The organism is Paenibacillus sp. FSL M7-0802 (genome assembly GCF_038004945.1).
In the GTDB taxonomy this organism is placed as follows: Bacteria; Bacillota; Bacilli; order Paenibacillales; family Paenibacillaceae; genus Paenibacillus; species Paenibacillus polymyxa_B.
The window spans coordinates 100,523-112,651 of sequence record NZ_JBBOSD010000001.1; the positions used below are offsets into that span (position 1 = coordinate 100,523).

General features: G+C 34.8%; 22 protein-coding genes and 1 tRNA gene. 1 reads left to right on the forward strand and 22 read right to left on the reverse strand.

Going from position 1 to position 12,129, the window contains the following annotated elements; genetic code table 11:
• Window positions 1–69: 69 nt before the first annotated feature.
• From MHB54_RS00605 to MHB54_RS00660, 12 genes are all read right to left on the reverse strand, one after another.
• Entirely contained in the window at window positions 70–489 is a 420-nt protein-coding gene (locus tag MHB54_RS00605; RefSeq protein ID WP_340981198.1) for a hypothetical protein, read from the reverse strand.
• 39 nt (window positions 490–528) lie between these two features.
• Window positions 529–969, reverse strand: a complete 441-nt coding sequence (locus MHB54_RS00610; RefSeq protein WP_340981199.1) for a hypothetical protein — start codon at window positions 967–969, stop codon at window positions 529–531.
• 11 nt (window positions 970–980) lie between these two features.
• Window positions 981–1,730 (reverse strand): hypothetical protein, encoded by a 750-nt coding sequence (locus tag MHB54_RS00615; protein WP_340981201.1) that lies wholly within the window; start codon window positions 1,728–1,730, stop codon window positions 981–983.
• Window positions 1,731–1,771: 41 nt separating this feature from the next.
• Entirely contained in the window at window positions 1,772–2,263 is a 492-nt protein-coding gene (locus tag MHB54_RS00620) for a hypothetical protein (RefSeq protein WP_340981202.1), read from the reverse strand.
• Window positions 2,260–2,541 (reverse strand): hypothetical protein, encoded by a 282-nt coding sequence (locus MHB54_RS00625; protein ID WP_340981203.1) that lies wholly within the window; start codon window positions 2,539–2,541, stop codon window positions 2,260–2,262. The genes MHB54_RS00620 and MHB54_RS00625 overlap by 4 nt, the downstream gene beginning before the upstream one ends.
• A 236-nt stretch (window positions 2,542–2,777) precedes the next feature.
• On the reverse strand, window positions 2,778–3,311 hold the full coding sequence (locus MHB54_RS00630; protein ID WP_340981204.1) for a hypothetical protein: 534 nt from the start codon (window positions 3,309–3,311) through the stop codon (window positions 2,778–2,780).
• Between the two features lie 34 nt (window positions 3,312–3,345).
• A complete protein-coding gene (locus MHB54_RS00635; RefSeq protein ID WP_068940982.1) occupies window positions 3,346–3,753 on the reverse strand; it encodes a hypothetical protein in 408 nt (135 codons plus the stop codon).
• Between the two features lie 32 nt (window positions 3,754–3,785).
• Window positions 3,786–4,214 (reverse strand): DarT1-associated NADAR antitoxin family protein, encoded by a 429-nt coding sequence (locus MHB54_RS00640; protein WP_340981208.1) that lies wholly within the window; start codon window positions 4,212–4,214, stop codon window positions 3,786–3,788.
• A gap of 27 nt (window positions 4,215–4,241) precedes the next feature.
• Window positions 4,242–4,514, reverse strand: coding sequence for a hypothetical protein (locus MHB54_RS00645; RefSeq protein ID WP_340981209.1), 273 nt, complete (start codon window positions 4,512–4,514; stop codon window positions 4,242–4,244).
• A 237-nt stretch (window positions 4,515–4,751) separates the two neighbouring features.
• On the reverse strand, window positions 4,752–4,994 hold the full coding sequence (locus MHB54_RS00650; protein ID WP_340981210.1) for a hypothetical protein: 243 nt from the start codon (window positions 4,992–4,994) through the stop codon (window positions 4,752–4,754).
• A complete protein-coding gene (locus tag MHB54_RS00655) occupies window positions 4,991–5,140 on the reverse strand; it encodes a hypothetical protein (protein ID WP_340981211.1) in 150 nt (49 codons plus the stop codon). Before MHB54_RS00655 ends, MHB54_RS00650 begins: the two co-directional genes overlap by 4 nt.
• A gap of 33 nt (window positions 5,141–5,173) precedes the next feature.
• Window positions 5,174–5,452 carry a hypothetical protein gene (locus MHB54_RS00660; protein ID WP_340981213.1) on the reverse strand — a complete coding sequence of 93 codons (279 nt, stop codon included), beginning with the start codon at window positions 5,450–5,452 and terminating at the stop codon, window positions 5,174–5,176.
• 110 nt (window positions 5,453–5,562) lie between these two features.
• Between MHB54_RS00660 and MHB54_RS00665 the strand changes: the two genes are divergently transcribed.
• On the forward strand, window positions 5,563–5,937 hold the full coding sequence (locus tag MHB54_RS00665; RefSeq protein WP_340981216.1) for a hypothetical protein: 375 nt from the start codon (window positions 5,563–5,565) through the stop codon (window positions 5,935–5,937).
• Between the two features lie 27 nt (window positions 5,938–5,964).
• On the opposite strand, the gene MHB54_RS00670 is transcribed toward MHB54_RS00665, so the two are convergent.
• The 10 genes from MHB54_RS00670 to MHB54_RS00715 all read right to left on the reverse strand — a co-directional run bounded on the left by MHB54_RS00670 (window position 5,965) and on the right by MHB54_RS00715 (window position 12,090).
• Window positions 5,965–6,144, reverse strand: coding sequence for a hypothetical protein (locus tag MHB54_RS00670; protein ID WP_340981217.1), 180 nt, complete (start codon window positions 6,142–6,144; stop codon window positions 5,965–5,967).
• Window positions 6,144–6,287, reverse strand: coding sequence for a hypothetical protein (locus tag MHB54_RS00675; RefSeq protein WP_311078179.1), 144 nt, complete (start codon window positions 6,285–6,287; stop codon window positions 6,144–6,146). Before MHB54_RS00675 ends, MHB54_RS00670 begins: the two co-directional genes overlap by 1 nt.
• Before the next feature lie 13 nt (window positions 6,288–6,300).
• Window positions 6,301–6,825, reverse strand: coding sequence for an AAA family ATPase (locus MHB54_RS00680; protein ID WP_340981219.1), 525 nt, complete (start codon window positions 6,823–6,825; stop codon window positions 6,301–6,303).
• Complete coding sequence (locus MHB54_RS00685) at window positions 6,822–7,301, reverse strand: 3D domain-containing protein (RefSeq protein WP_340981220.1); 480 nt, start codon at window positions 7,299–7,301, stop codon at window positions 6,822–6,824. Before MHB54_RS00685 ends, MHB54_RS00680 begins: the two co-directional genes overlap by 4 nt.
• Before the next feature lie 56 nt (window positions 7,302–7,357).
• The gene (locus MHB54_RS00690) at window positions 7,358–7,948 is read right to left on the reverse strand and encodes a hypothetical protein (RefSeq protein ID WP_340981221.1); all 591 of its coding nucleotides are present in this window, start codon (window positions 7,946–7,948) and stop codon (window positions 7,358–7,360) included.
• A 106-nt stretch (window positions 7,949–8,054) separates the two neighbouring features.
• A complete protein-coding gene (locus tag MHB54_RS00695) occupies window positions 8,055–9,233 on the reverse strand; it encodes an AAA family ATPase (RefSeq protein WP_068940508.1) in 1,179 nt (392 codons plus the stop codon).
• An 89-nt stretch (window positions 9,234–9,322) separates the two neighbouring features.
• Entirely contained in the window at window positions 9,323–10,510 is a 1,188-nt protein-coding gene (locus MHB54_RS00700; RefSeq protein ID WP_068940506.1) for a hypothetical protein, read from the reverse strand.
• A 302-nt stretch (window positions 10,511–10,812) separates the two neighbouring features.
• Window positions 10,813–10,889 (reverse strand) — tRNA-Ile (locus MHB54_RS00705).
• Between the two features lie 202 nt (window positions 10,890–11,091).
• Window positions 11,092–11,466, reverse strand: coding sequence for a hypothetical protein (locus tag MHB54_RS00710; RefSeq protein WP_068940504.1), 375 nt, complete (start codon window positions 11,464–11,466; stop codon window positions 11,092–11,094).
• A gap of 231 nt (window positions 11,467–11,697) precedes the next feature.
• The gene (locus MHB54_RS00715; RefSeq protein ID WP_068940502.1) at window positions 11,698–12,090 is read right to left on the reverse strand and encodes a hypothetical protein; all 393 of its coding nucleotides are present in this window, start codon (window positions 12,088–12,090) and stop codon (window positions 11,698–11,700) included.
• Between the last annotated feature and the right edge of the window lie 39 nt (window positions 12,091–12,129).

The following is a 12,129-nucleotide window of genomic DNA, read 5'->3' on the forward strand; positions in this document are numbered from 1 at the left end:
CAAAGGTTGACCTAAACAGCAACACATCTCTGCAATTATCAAACATGTCCTGCTCAGTAAATATCAAATCTATTCCTCCCATTCCAAAGCAATGCAACCATAATAATTACTTTTACTTAAGGCACAACCATCTGGTACACTTGGCAGCAACTGTTTAATTATTTCTTGATTATTATCTTTTCTAATTGCATTGTCTCTCACTTGAAAGTGAGCCTTCTTTTTAGCAGGACTTTTGTTTGTTGGCGATAGATACCCAACTCTTTCGCATGTAAGAGAATAATAGCTGCTTCTGTTATATAGTCTAATACCATCGAATAGATTGCCTTCGTATGTCCCAAGTTCTTTTTTACTTCGGCCTTCGCAGTCACCTTCGGTTGAAAATTTCCATATGCCGTTAACATCATAATGTTCTGATTCCATCGCTTTTAATAAAGCTGCTTTTTCCTCTACTTCTCTACGCAGCCTATCTATATCTTCGTATATAGTCATCACAATCCTCCTTTCGGTAAAAGTCCTCTTTTATGTAACTCAAATAGCTTTTGATATTATCGAATTGCTATAGTTTCTTAACAGTTCTTCTCTTTTTTTTATATCTTGAACATCTTGCATGAGTATGATGTCATACTTTTTCAGCTTCTCATATAGTAGTTTCTTGTGTTCATTTAATATCTTCAAGAGCGACACATTTGAAGCAATATTATTTAAACTTTTGTACTGTTTAGTACTCATTCCTATGACTATTTTATTTATCATGTCAAATTCTGAAGCATAATGGTATGGTTTAGCTTTATCTTTGTATAATTCCTTTATAGCTTCAGTAAAGGGATCGCTGCTTTTGATCTTTTTGTTGATCTTTTTGTTGATTTTTCTGTTATAAATAAAGCTGACAAAAATATTCCATAATCTTGATGAAACAATTTTCACTATAAACGCAATTAAAATTTTTTCGATTAACTCTCTAATGTTCACACACTTCTTCCTTATGTAAATTTCGTTTTATTTAACAAAATAATTTCTTTAATTTCTTTGTAGTCCTTTCCCAATTTAATAAGATTCTTAATTACCTGTTCTACTTCAACTATCTTTCTTAAATCTTCAGTACTCATTGCGTCTCTTAGGTTGTCTTTCTTATCTAGGTCATATAGTTTCAGTAAACCATTGGCATCTGTTTCAAATAAAACTCTATAAACAAAATTTGTAAAAGTTGAATATTCAAATCCCTTTTTCAGCGTTCCTTCATAGAAATCTTTTATTGCATCGGTTAAGTATCTTCGCTCTCTTTTCGATATTTCGCGCTCAACAGCCCACTTTTTCTGCTCATCAGATGAAATTTCCTCTACATTAAGGAGATAGTTTCGAATTGATTTTGCTACTTCCGATTCAGTTAGGAGCATGCCAAATCGCAAAAGGCCACGTCGCGAAATCAAAGTTATAGAGGGAACTTGTTTTAACTCGGGTACATCGTGTACCTGACTTTTAAAATCGGACAGAGCCTTACCCTTCAGCAATCTAAGTTCACTATACTCATTGAACTCAGCGCGGTGTCGTTTGATAATCTGCTTTATAGTTTCAATACTAACTTCATAATAAGTCGCAGCCATATCTACGGTTATCTCGGATGTTCCGGGGAGAACTGTTACAAACTTAATTTTATCCAATACATCATCTTTAAAAACCAACTCATCTCTCTTTGTTTTACTCTCAGTTAAAATTTTTTCATTTTCGCTCAATTATTATTTCTCCTCTTTATTGTTGTTTCTATGTAAAATTCTTATTTGATCAAGTTTATCTCCCACATTGTATTCATACTTCCTTTTTCGCTATCGATGTTCCAGTGCTTAAACTGCGATTCAACCGACTTTTCTTTGGATATTACTATAAATAAATCTCCACGCTTGCTTATGTATGTTTTTTGAGCTTCGTTTAAATATTCAGAATCTCCTTGCCAATCAACATAAAAGTCTTCTTTGATGTCATCTTCATAAACAATTTCAATTGAAACTATGTCGCCATAAGTAAGTCGTTTGAAAGTACTTTGTTTATGTTCTTCATCATTTATGCCAAACACATAATAATCTTTACTAGCCTCCTTGTTAATGGCTATTGAAAAAGTCTCACATATCTTATAATGAGAAATATCGTTGTAGTGCTTAACAATTGTGCTTCTTATATTTTCGACATTAAAGTTTCCTATGTATTTGCTTTCTATAGTCACCGCTTCGCAATTCTCAAGTACAAATACAAATTCCTTCAATTTCTTCATTCGATCACTCCCGCACTCTTACTTGCTATTGCTCTCATTCTATCAGCAGCAGCCTGCCTTTGTTCAGGTGTCCAGTTACGTCCATTACTCTTGGATCGGAACGATACTTGTCCGTAATCACCCTTAAAGTAGTGACCACCATCGCTATCTACACGAAGCAGCTCTAAACCAGCTTTTTTAATTCTTGTGATAGTTTTAGGAGAGCAACTATATACTTCCCACGTATTGTCTTCATCATTACATACACATACCGTTTCACGTTCTTCTGCTGTAGCCATACTCGACCTCCTTATTTTAGTTACGATCCGTTTCTTCTTCGGACTTGCCATTAGGGGCTTTAAACGTCAAATGCGGTCTCTTATAATACGCCTCCCAAGCTTTTCGCCATTGATATCTATTTAGAGAGACGCTTCCTGCAACAATCAATATGCTAATAGTAAACATTGTCGCGTTGTAATCCATACATTCTCCTTTCCGTTTACAAAAATTTCATTTCAGGATCAAACAAAAACAATTAAAAAGTAATTTTTCTTACCTCACTCTTCTTGTCTCTAAGTGAATCGAGAATTTTTTGTACTATTTTTTGTTTTGTGGATTGCACGTCCTCACACACTGTATCATCTTTGCTGAATATTTTTGCGTGTTGGACTTCTCGACTATACCGTCTCTCAACTTCTCTTCCTTTCAAATATGCCTTTCTCAATTCAATTTGTTTATCTGCTTCTTTTTTGCTTTCCTCGTCTTCATATTCAATATTCACATAATAGTACATCGTCCCATCAGTACCATGTTTCACCTTTGAAATGCTATACTCTTTATCGTCTACTTCAATAAAATCACCTAGTTTTAATAAACTATGAAAATCATAAGTTTCTTTAATAACAATATCCTCAAGTTTCTTGGTGTTAGTGCGCATAATTCCCGGTAAGTCAGTTAATACACAATCATATTTCAATACCCCTTCATTCTTAAAATCGCTATACCAACTAACTTGTGTTCCCATGTAAAATTCATTCTTGTGTCTTATTGCTATAACAATTGATTTCATTTGTACATTCCCCTTTCAGTGTAAAAGTTTCATTTTACCTATAAACTAATCGTTCGCCCTTGGTGCATGCCTCTTCGCAGCCTTCAATAAAGTACTTCAACACTTGAACGAAGCCACCTTGAGCCTCAATGTGTCCTCCACCAGTTCCTTCTATTTTCTCAAGTTTAATGGCTAACGGAAGAATGCTTTTCAATTCATTGGCAATTACACCACACATTTCAGACTCTATATATCCATCACAATCACTATGTTTGAAAAATTCTGTAAGACCCGGATGTGTTTCTGTGTCGTATCCATCACCAAAATACCAATAACCATCGCTAAGATTCTTATCCTTATGTGGAGGATAATTCCCTCCAATTGACTTCATTACAAATTGCCTAAATCTATTGAAGGCCGAATATGCACCGTCAAATGCTCCATGCGATACAGTTAATCCCATACTATAAACCTCCTTCTGATCAAATGCTGATTTTACTTCGATTTAAATAAATCCATTAGTTCTTGATATTCGTCCACCAAAGATTGTCTGCCTTGCTTTATGTATTGTCTAATTACGTCTGCTTGACAGTTCAAGCTTTTACCTTTAAAAATGTCATTAAAATCATCAAACTCTTCTGCATACCTTACCAAATCAGGATGGTTATCTAAATAATTTACCCAAAGCATTTTGTACCATTGTGACAAATAATTAAGATCGTATTGTTTTCCGTTCAACTCAATATGTGTAGGTTGTTTTCCCTTTGCATCTTTCCAGTTTGATGGTTTATAATCCCCAAATCTCTTACACATCTGATAGTGATTTTCTATTGAATTAAACCTACCCCATGCCTTTACTTTCGCATAAAAAGCGGAAAATCGTTTATCTCCTTTTGATGAACATTCAAGTATTTTTATTTTCATTATCTCCTTCTTGATAAATGATCGATTTTATCGTAACTCTAGTTGTAAAGATGTAGCCCAATCCTTAACGTCTGTCCAGTTGCAAATTCCATCAAATCCATCCATGTATCCCGAGATCAACTTCTCCCCTGTATCATTGCACTCTATAGTTGCCCAGCCATGTCGAAGGTAGAAATCATAATTGGTTCCTTCTGTATCAACAAAATCATAAATAGTGGGGCATCCACTACAAGTCAACTCGTAATTGTCTACTTCAATGATTAAATTAGGACTCTTCTTCTTTCTGAGATCCTTAAACATCTTCATTCTCCTTTCCTGATAAATTATCAATTTTACTTAAAATCAAAGTACTCTTTAATTAGTCTCTGATATAACTTCTCGATCTGCTCCAAAACCTCAACCGTTTGGGTATCTAATTTAATGCCTGCCAACCTATATTTATCATATCCTTGAATTGCTATCATTAAAGATGCGAATACAACCGATAGCTCGTCGTCTGACAATAATACATTATTTTGCATTTTAATTATCCTCTCTTCAATGCGATGATTTCTTATATTCTTTAATCCAGCCCACCAAGCCTTTTGATTTAACAGATAATTCTCCTCCAACAATACCAGTCCACACTAAGGCGATTCCAAACAACCATGAGAGAAAGGCTAATGCCCAAGCGAATCCCCCAGTTAGCGTAATCTTTACATCGGGGAAAATAATTGAAAACATAATAATTGGTACAGCAAGTAAATAAATTAGCCAGTTTCTCTTAAGATGTTGTCTCACTTTATTTCCTCCGACATAGCGATTGCATCATCCCAACCTGCCCAATTATCCACTCCACAAGCCTCCAGACAACCTAAAAACTCGCTATCATTTAATAAGCGTGTATATTCTGATTGAGAAATAGTTACTGTTTCCGTGTTTTTCATTATTCTGTCTCCTTTTTAGATCAAATCTTTATTTTACATAGTTCTGTTATACATATATTTCATTTCTTCTTTTAAGGAATCATACCCAAATACCCGATTTACTTGTGGAAAAATCACTTTACTGAAGCACGATCCCAAATGTCTTACTGTTAAAATGATTTTATGATCCTTATCCGTTCGTTCATCGAGTTCTTGAACATTAGTTCCCTCATACAGTAAACTTATTATAAAATCTGGTGGGCATTTGTCGTTTATGTATTCATTCTTGCAAACCTCATCAACGATCTTTTGGATAGAATCAATAACATCCAATTACATCGCTCCTCCTTACTAAAATCTATTCCAATTTTACATATTCTTGCTTCAACTTATGTGTTAGATTTACTATACTATAGATAATTCAACTAGAAGGTAGGTATATTATGAGCGACTATCCCGATGGCAGCACACTAAATGAAGCTATTTCAGGCAACTGGCATCGACTAGAACAAGGCATAAGAAAAGGGACATTTTTAATTGAGTTGTCTGATATGATTCTTTTAAATGTTCATGTCAGCTCTAAAAACGTTGATCTATTGGTTAAAGAAAATGACGTATTTCGTTATATGGGCGATTTCTCTTTTGAAGGACTTGAACAAAGCAAGAAATTCATGTTTCACAGTCTAGGCATTGATCATGTACATTTCAATAATCAAAACATTAGGATCGATAACCCAGAGAACACTATGTCGACGGTTTTTGTAAAACTGAACTCTGACAAGAAAATCGAAGAACTTAATAAATTAAAGGGGCTTTAAAGTCCCTTTCTTGATCAAATACAGGTTTTACATAGATGCAATTTCTAGCCGTTCAATGAACTCCTGAACTTTTAATCCGTATTCAGTTCTACTTTGCTTGGCTGCCTCAATAACCCGACCTATTTCTGTACCTCTATTCATTACTTGCTTGATCATTTCCTCAACAGAATTTTCATTTATGTATTTAATCGTCTTGGTTCTGCTCATCAATATACATCCATTTTATCTTCAACAATCTGCTTCAAGTCATCAATTTTATCTCGTAATTCTTGGAGTTCTCCATAATCAATGTCGTCAATTTCCAAATAACCATACAATTCTGATAGTCGTTCGAAGTTAAGTGGTAGCACTGGCATACCTCCTTTAGTAATCTTGTTCTGTCTGGATTATTAGATCGATGATATTTACCGCTTTAGCAAATTCATAATTAATTACTTGATAATCAAAGCGTTTCTTTCTAAATTTACGACCATCTCCAGAAATACGCTTGAGGATTTTATCAACACTATCCCCTCTATTTTTCATGCGTTCCATGCGAGTTTCCTTATCTACTTTTAGATAAATAACTACAAATTCAACGTCTTTAACAGTTTCCTTTAGGTCTTTAATTCCGTCTGGATCTACCACATAAATATCAGTATTATAAATCTGATCTTTCGTACTAAAATAATGATTACCATCAAAAAAACTGTAAGCTGCAACTTGGTTTTCTCTATCTAGTTGCTCATATACTTCATTCGAAACGAAGATATGCCCCCATTCACCTTCATGTCTTGGTTGACGTGTTGTATAGGACTGGAGGATATTATATCCTCGTCCTTCCAATGCTTTAGCAACCTCCGTTTTGCCAGAACCTGAATATCCCATTAGCAAAAATACTTTTTTCATTTGTTATCTCCCCACTTAATTACTCGTACTTTTACATGTTTCTTTCTACCAAACTGTCTTGCTTCACTTTCTGTTCTTACATACACATCAATTTTATGACCTTTAATAGCTCCACCTTTGTCCTGTACCACTCTTTTGCCTACACCTTCAATATATACAACAGTATTCTTGGGTAGCACTCTCCAGTCAGCAGCTATGGTCACTCCTTCTTTTGTTAACTTGCCCGAAGCAGTTCTTCCATAATCCCTATCGTTGACGCTGCGACCTTGATTGTTTGTGTATGCAGTTAACTCAAAACGATCCCATCTATATGTATCTTTCTTATGCTTAACCTGTTTAATCTTATCCAACTTAGCAACCTTTACTTCTTGCTTAATGGTCGTGTTTTTCATTTCTCGTACTTGATTGACACTTTGCGCTCCAGTGTTGTTCCATACTGATAGTGTCAATAGCAGAGAGAGGATTAACTCACCCAACGTATCACGCTCCTGATTTAATATGAAGTCCCACTATTGCAGTGAGGCCAAAATATCTAATTAATCTTGCTAATAACTGCTATTTCTCTAGTTCTAATAACTACATCGCTTCCCAGTTTAATAAACTCATCTCTATCTTTAGTTTTTAAAGCATTCAGTACTTCTTCCATATTTTTTACGTCAAAAAGATATTTTACTCCTTTGATTGTTTCAACACTAAATTTCATAGTCTTGTTACTTTGACTATTATTATTTTTAACGGATTCATTGTTTATTAATGCTGTTAATGAAGTCCTGTTGTTGCCTCTCACAAAGTCTAATACTCTCAAAATGTCTTCAACTTGTTGTTTATTTAACGCTGTCTCATTGACTGCTGGATTGACAACAGCATATATTTTCTCTATAACATACGAATCATACTCAGCTTGTAACTTTGTCGTAAGTGTTTGCCCAAATTTAAGAGCGTCCTGTAATTCTTCGCTAATCGATCCTCTTTTAACAATCAAGGAAAAATCATCAACACTTTCAAAATCACCTGTTGTATTGATAAATTTCAATCTTGTGATTGGCTGGATACTTAAATTGTTTTTTGCTTTTGCATTTTCTTGTTTTAAAATATTGATGGCTGTATCTCTAGTAATCCCCATTAAAAATCCCTCCAATTGTCTATATGTAGAAATTTTTTCACTTAATACGTACTACATATAGACATTATATTATGATAAAATCTGTCTTTTACTCACTCTATATGTATTAAGCTGGTAACTGGAACTCAGTAATTACTTTAAGTGCTTTAGCAAGAGCATCCACATCTGCAACTGTTGGATATGCCGCTGTTCCAAGAATTGTTTTGAACTCTGGAACAATGTATTTTGCTAGTTGATCGTTAGTGTATCTTTCTTTTTGTTGGTTAATCTTATTTATCAAATCTTCCGCATTTAGTTTTTCTACTTCTTGTGTTGCAAATTCCTTAGCTCGTTCGTTACGCTCTTGTTCTTGTTCGACCTTCAGCTCTTCAATGTTCTTCTTTGTTTTTTTGAGTTGTCCCTTAACAGCATCCTCAAACACCTTCATGAAATTTTCCGCACTATACTCTACTGGCTCTTCGGGAAGATCTGTGTAGCTTCCCCCAGCAATAGAGATGTACTCAGTTGGTCTAAAGACCATTACCGTACGAGTTTCATGAAAGTTGTGACCTTTTTCTTTTCCTGCTTTAGTCTTAACATTTTCTGAAACTTCACTACCTGCTTTATCTGTGACCACAACTTCATTAAATAGGCAGCAAATCAATCTTGCTTGAGATTCAAATATCTTTCTTCCTGTTTGATGCATCATAAGTTCAACAGAATTATATTTCATACCATTGTACAGAGTAGTTTCTTTTTCTTTAGTCCATGCCATTGCCATAATTCCATATTTGGCTGCTTTAAGAGCGTCAATGGGCTTTTTCATTTCATCATAAAGTGCAGTGTATCCATTTTCTGCTCCCTTAGAAGCTTCAGTTAGTTCTTGCAATGAAACAAGTCGAGCAACCCCATATTTTTTAGCTCTATCTTTTAGCAACCAAGCCGTTGCTGCATCAATACAACGATCTGCCGTATCGAATCCGATCAACTTAACTTTTTTGTTTTCTTTTGCTTCTTGTACGAGACCGGGAACCACATCTTTTTTAAAAAACTCCCATTGCTTCCAAGCATCTTCGTCCGACCCTTCTTCAAAAATGGGTAGAACATTTTTCTCCAATTCCCAAGTCTCGAATCCTGGTTCCCACGCGATAAGTAGTGTTTCTTCTACTGGATTTTTGTAGTGCATTTCAGTCAGTTCTTTCCAAAGTCGCGTTTTTCCTGTTTTATACGTACCAGCAACCAGACTTGTGATAGAATGCAGCTCAACTTTAGGCGTATTACCTACAACTTTATTTCTCCAACTCATTAAATGAATCTCTCCCTGTTATATGTATTTATGTTTGGTCTGCGCTTTTACACACAGACCGTTTTCTAATAAATTGTAAGAATCTACTCTCACGCGAAAGGATCGTCGTTATTTGCTGTAAATGGATCATCGGATGGATTGGCTGTTTGATTAAACGGATCATCACTTGCAACACTTCCACTAAATGGGTTTTCATTTGTCAAAACAGCAGACTTCTTGAACTCTTCTTCAGTAAGCAGTTCACGCATAAGGCTTCCCTGTACATAGCTAATTACTTCAAGTCCCTTTTTGTCTCCATTAACAACTCGCTCTTGTCTTGTTTCCTTTTGAGAGTCATCAACATCGTTAAATGGGTCATCGGATGGCAGCTCTTCTACAATGTCTACATACGCATATGTTGCGCGTTGATTATCTTGCCCTGTTACTTCAATGAAATCGTATGTATTAAGAGATGCAAATGCATTAGCCATCGACACTTTACCTTCTGCCGCCTCTGCTTGATAAACGATAAGCTCAACATCCATAGGCTCTGAACGTTCCTTGCCGTTCTTCAGAAAAACTCCATTAATCTTAGTGTCTCCAGTAGCTTCATCTTGATAAGTACTCTTAATTCCTAGTTGCATACTAAAATTGTTAACTTCAATAAACTCCGAAGATTTCAAATCTTGTACATAATTAATTTCTTTTCTATCAACCTTGATGGCAGCAGCGTTTCCATCCTTATCGACAATCTTTCCATCTACAATTGGCAAAACAGATGTAATAGTTCTCTTTTTAAACTCTACACTACCATTGTCTCCTGCAATCTCTTCGAACTCATATACTCCTTTAACTTCTACCCATGCATCATCTTGGATATAATCAGATAGTTCTTTCGCTTTATCCCAAGGAGCTTCAATTAGGTGATACGTTTCATCAATTTCTTTAATCTTCTCGTTCAAGTCCTTCCACTTCTCTTTATCAAATCGAACGTTCCAGCCAAGTTTGGCTGTTTTATTGTGTTTTTTACTGTAAGCATAAACGTACTGTTGCTCCATGCCAGCAATTTCCACTTTGAGATTGTTGCTTAATGCTGTTTCAATATTAAATTGCAGAACACGTCGCGCTTTCGGTTTTTCTGAACGTGTCAGCTTTTCTTCAAAGTAAGGTAGTTTATCCCAACTTTCAGTTTCTTGATTCTTTTTATTTACTTGGCTTACTTTACCGATAAATCTAAAGTTATTTTTAAATTCTTTACCGCCATGTTTTTTGTTTACTTTAATCTTATAGTCTGCCATATGTATTTTATATCTCCCTTTTATGTATAATTATTTTTATTTGATTAATCGGACTCTGACCAATCATAAAAGGGAGGGCTTCTTAGCTTGTTTTTGATTGATATCACCACCTGGTAAAGTGAGATGTGTTGCATCTATATAATCGCGCTAGGCACGTTATTATGTATGTACTTCTTTGACAATTGTTGTTGGCTTCTTCATTGAGACTAAGTAAATCCACTATCGTAATATCTGTTCATGTTTCAGCATCTCCTTTCAATTGTACTTTATCTATATAATCACACTTTATAGTGTGTTATTTTTGGTGGGTCTCACCCGACTTGAACGGGCATCAGCCAATTTATGAGATTGGTGTCTTAACCATTTAGACGAAAGACCCTTATGTATTGCCTTTTGGTAATTGTACTTTCATGATAAAAGTATTCTTTTATGAGGTCAATCACCTTGCTAATTAAATATATCACGATGTTTTCGTTAAGTCAACACTTCATTATATTTATTTGTTTAATTCATCCTTACAACTTCTATCTCTATCTGTGGAGTATGTAATCAGCCGAACCAATACGCTCGGCAAAGGTTATCTAAGACAAGGCTAAATGCAGCAAATTTGAATATTTATTTTTTTCATACAAGCTATATAATGTTTCTGGATCTGTTACTTTTAATCTAGCCAACTTAAAACCATCAACTTTTTCTTGACATAATTTCTCAAGCGCCTTGATATTATTATCATTATAATCACTAATAAATTCATTCTTGTCTTTATAACCTTCTTCGTCAATCAACTGTTTTCTTTTCTCAGCGAGAAATACATACTCAGAGCCGGGATTATCATTGCAAAATGTAAACATTTTTTGTCTGTCAGAGTCACTTCTTAGAAGAAAACTCATTTTTGTTATTATTATTGTGGCTCTTTGTGGTATCTCAAGCCGATATATTAGTTCGTCTTGCTGCATAGCATTATCTCCTTGCTGTCGAATTCTATACTTTTATTATACGAGATTACTATAATTAGGCAACAACTTTACACACCATGTCTAAATATATTGACTTAATCAATATACTGGAAAAATGTCCATATAGTGTGTCACTTTTTGTCGAATCGCTATTTAGGGAACCTATGTTCGTGTTTATTCAAATTATACTACTGCCAAAAGGTATAAGCAATAGTAAACCAAAAATAACATTTATTTTTTATTGTTTCTTAGTCTCTGTAACATTTTTTTTACTGTTGCCAAATGTACCGCTGCGATTTCCACAAAGCTTTTTTTACTCTTATCAAAATATATCTCATATACCCTTTCATCGATTTCGTCAATCTTAGTCACATCGGCCATACTTCCTCTCCCAACTCTTACGAATCCTTCAATGTTCTCAAATAAACGCATTGTCTGTTCTGTTCTTGTTTCATCAATAAACTCACCATTATCTGTTATGTATACAATCCGTGTTTGTCCTGTTTTTCCGCTCTTTTTTTCAGTTCTAAATCCTTGAACTTCTGACACTGGTAACATAATTGCTACTTCATCTATTTTGTCACCTATTTTTTTTACTACTTTTATAGTGTCTGTTGACTTCAATATTATCACCTCTTAATTCATTTGGGGTCTCGCCCCACC

Excerpts from the sequence above, each read along its gene's own strand:
- MHB54_RS00635 (WP_068940982.1), bottom strand. The coding sequence starts at position 3,753 with ATGGGATTAACTGTATCGCATGGAGCATTTGACGGTGCATATTCGGCC.
- MHB54_RS00620 (WP_340981202.1), bottom strand. The coding sequence starts at position 2,263 with ATGAAGAAATTGAAGGAATTTGTATTTGTACTTGAGAATTGCGAAGCG.
- MHB54_RS00645 (WP_340981209.1), bottom strand. The coding sequence starts at position 4,514 with ATGTTTAAGGATCTCAGAAAGAAGAAGAGTCCTAATTTAATCATTGAA.
- MHB54_RS00605 (WP_340981198.1), bottom strand. The coding sequence starts at position 489 with ATGACTATATACGAAGATATAGATAGGCTGCGTAGAGAAGTAGAGGAA.
- MHB54_RS00640 (WP_340981208.1), bottom strand. The coding sequence starts at position 4,214 with ATGAAAATAAAAATACTTGAATGTTCATCAAAAGGAGATAAACGATTT.
- MHB54_RS00670 (WP_340981217.1), bottom strand. The coding sequence starts at position 6,144 with ATGAGCAGAACCAAGACGATTAAATACATAAATGAAAATTCTGTTGAG.
- MHB54_RS00680 (WP_340981219.1), bottom strand. The coding sequence starts at position 6,825 with ATGAAAAAAGTATTTTTGCTAATGGGATATTCAGGTTCTGGCAAAACG.
- MHB54_RS00690 (WP_340981221.1), bottom strand. The coding sequence starts at position 7,948 with ATGGGGATTACTAGAGATACAGCCATCAATATTTTAAAACAAGAAAAT.
- MHB54_RS00655 (WP_340981211.1), bottom strand. The coding sequence starts at position 5,140 with ATGAAAAACACGGAAACAGTAACTATTTCTCAATCAGAATATACACGC.
- MHB54_RS00710 (WP_068940504.1), bottom strand. The coding sequence starts at position 11,466 with ATGCAGCAAGACGAACTAATATATCGGCTTGAGATACCACAAAGAGCC.
- MHB54_RS00695 (WP_068940508.1), bottom strand. The coding sequence starts at position 9,233 with ATGAGTTGGAGAAATAAAGTTGTAGGTAATACGCCTAAAGTTGAGCTG.
- MHB54_RS00700 (WP_068940506.1), bottom strand. The coding sequence starts at position 10,510 with ATGGCAGACTATAAGATTAAAGTAAACAAAAAACATGGCGGTAAAGAA.
- MHB54_RS00665 (WP_340981216.1), top strand. The coding sequence starts at position 5,563 with ATGAGCGACTATCCCGATGGCAGCACACTAAATGAAGCTATTTCAGGC.
- MHB54_RS00625 (WP_340981203.1), bottom strand. The coding sequence starts at position 2,541 with ATGGCTACAGCAGAAGAACGTGAAACGGTATGTGTATGTAATGATGAA.
- MHB54_RS00630 (WP_340981204.1), bottom strand. The coding sequence starts at position 3,311 with ATGAAATCAATTGTTATAGCAATAAGACACAAGAATGAATTTTACATG.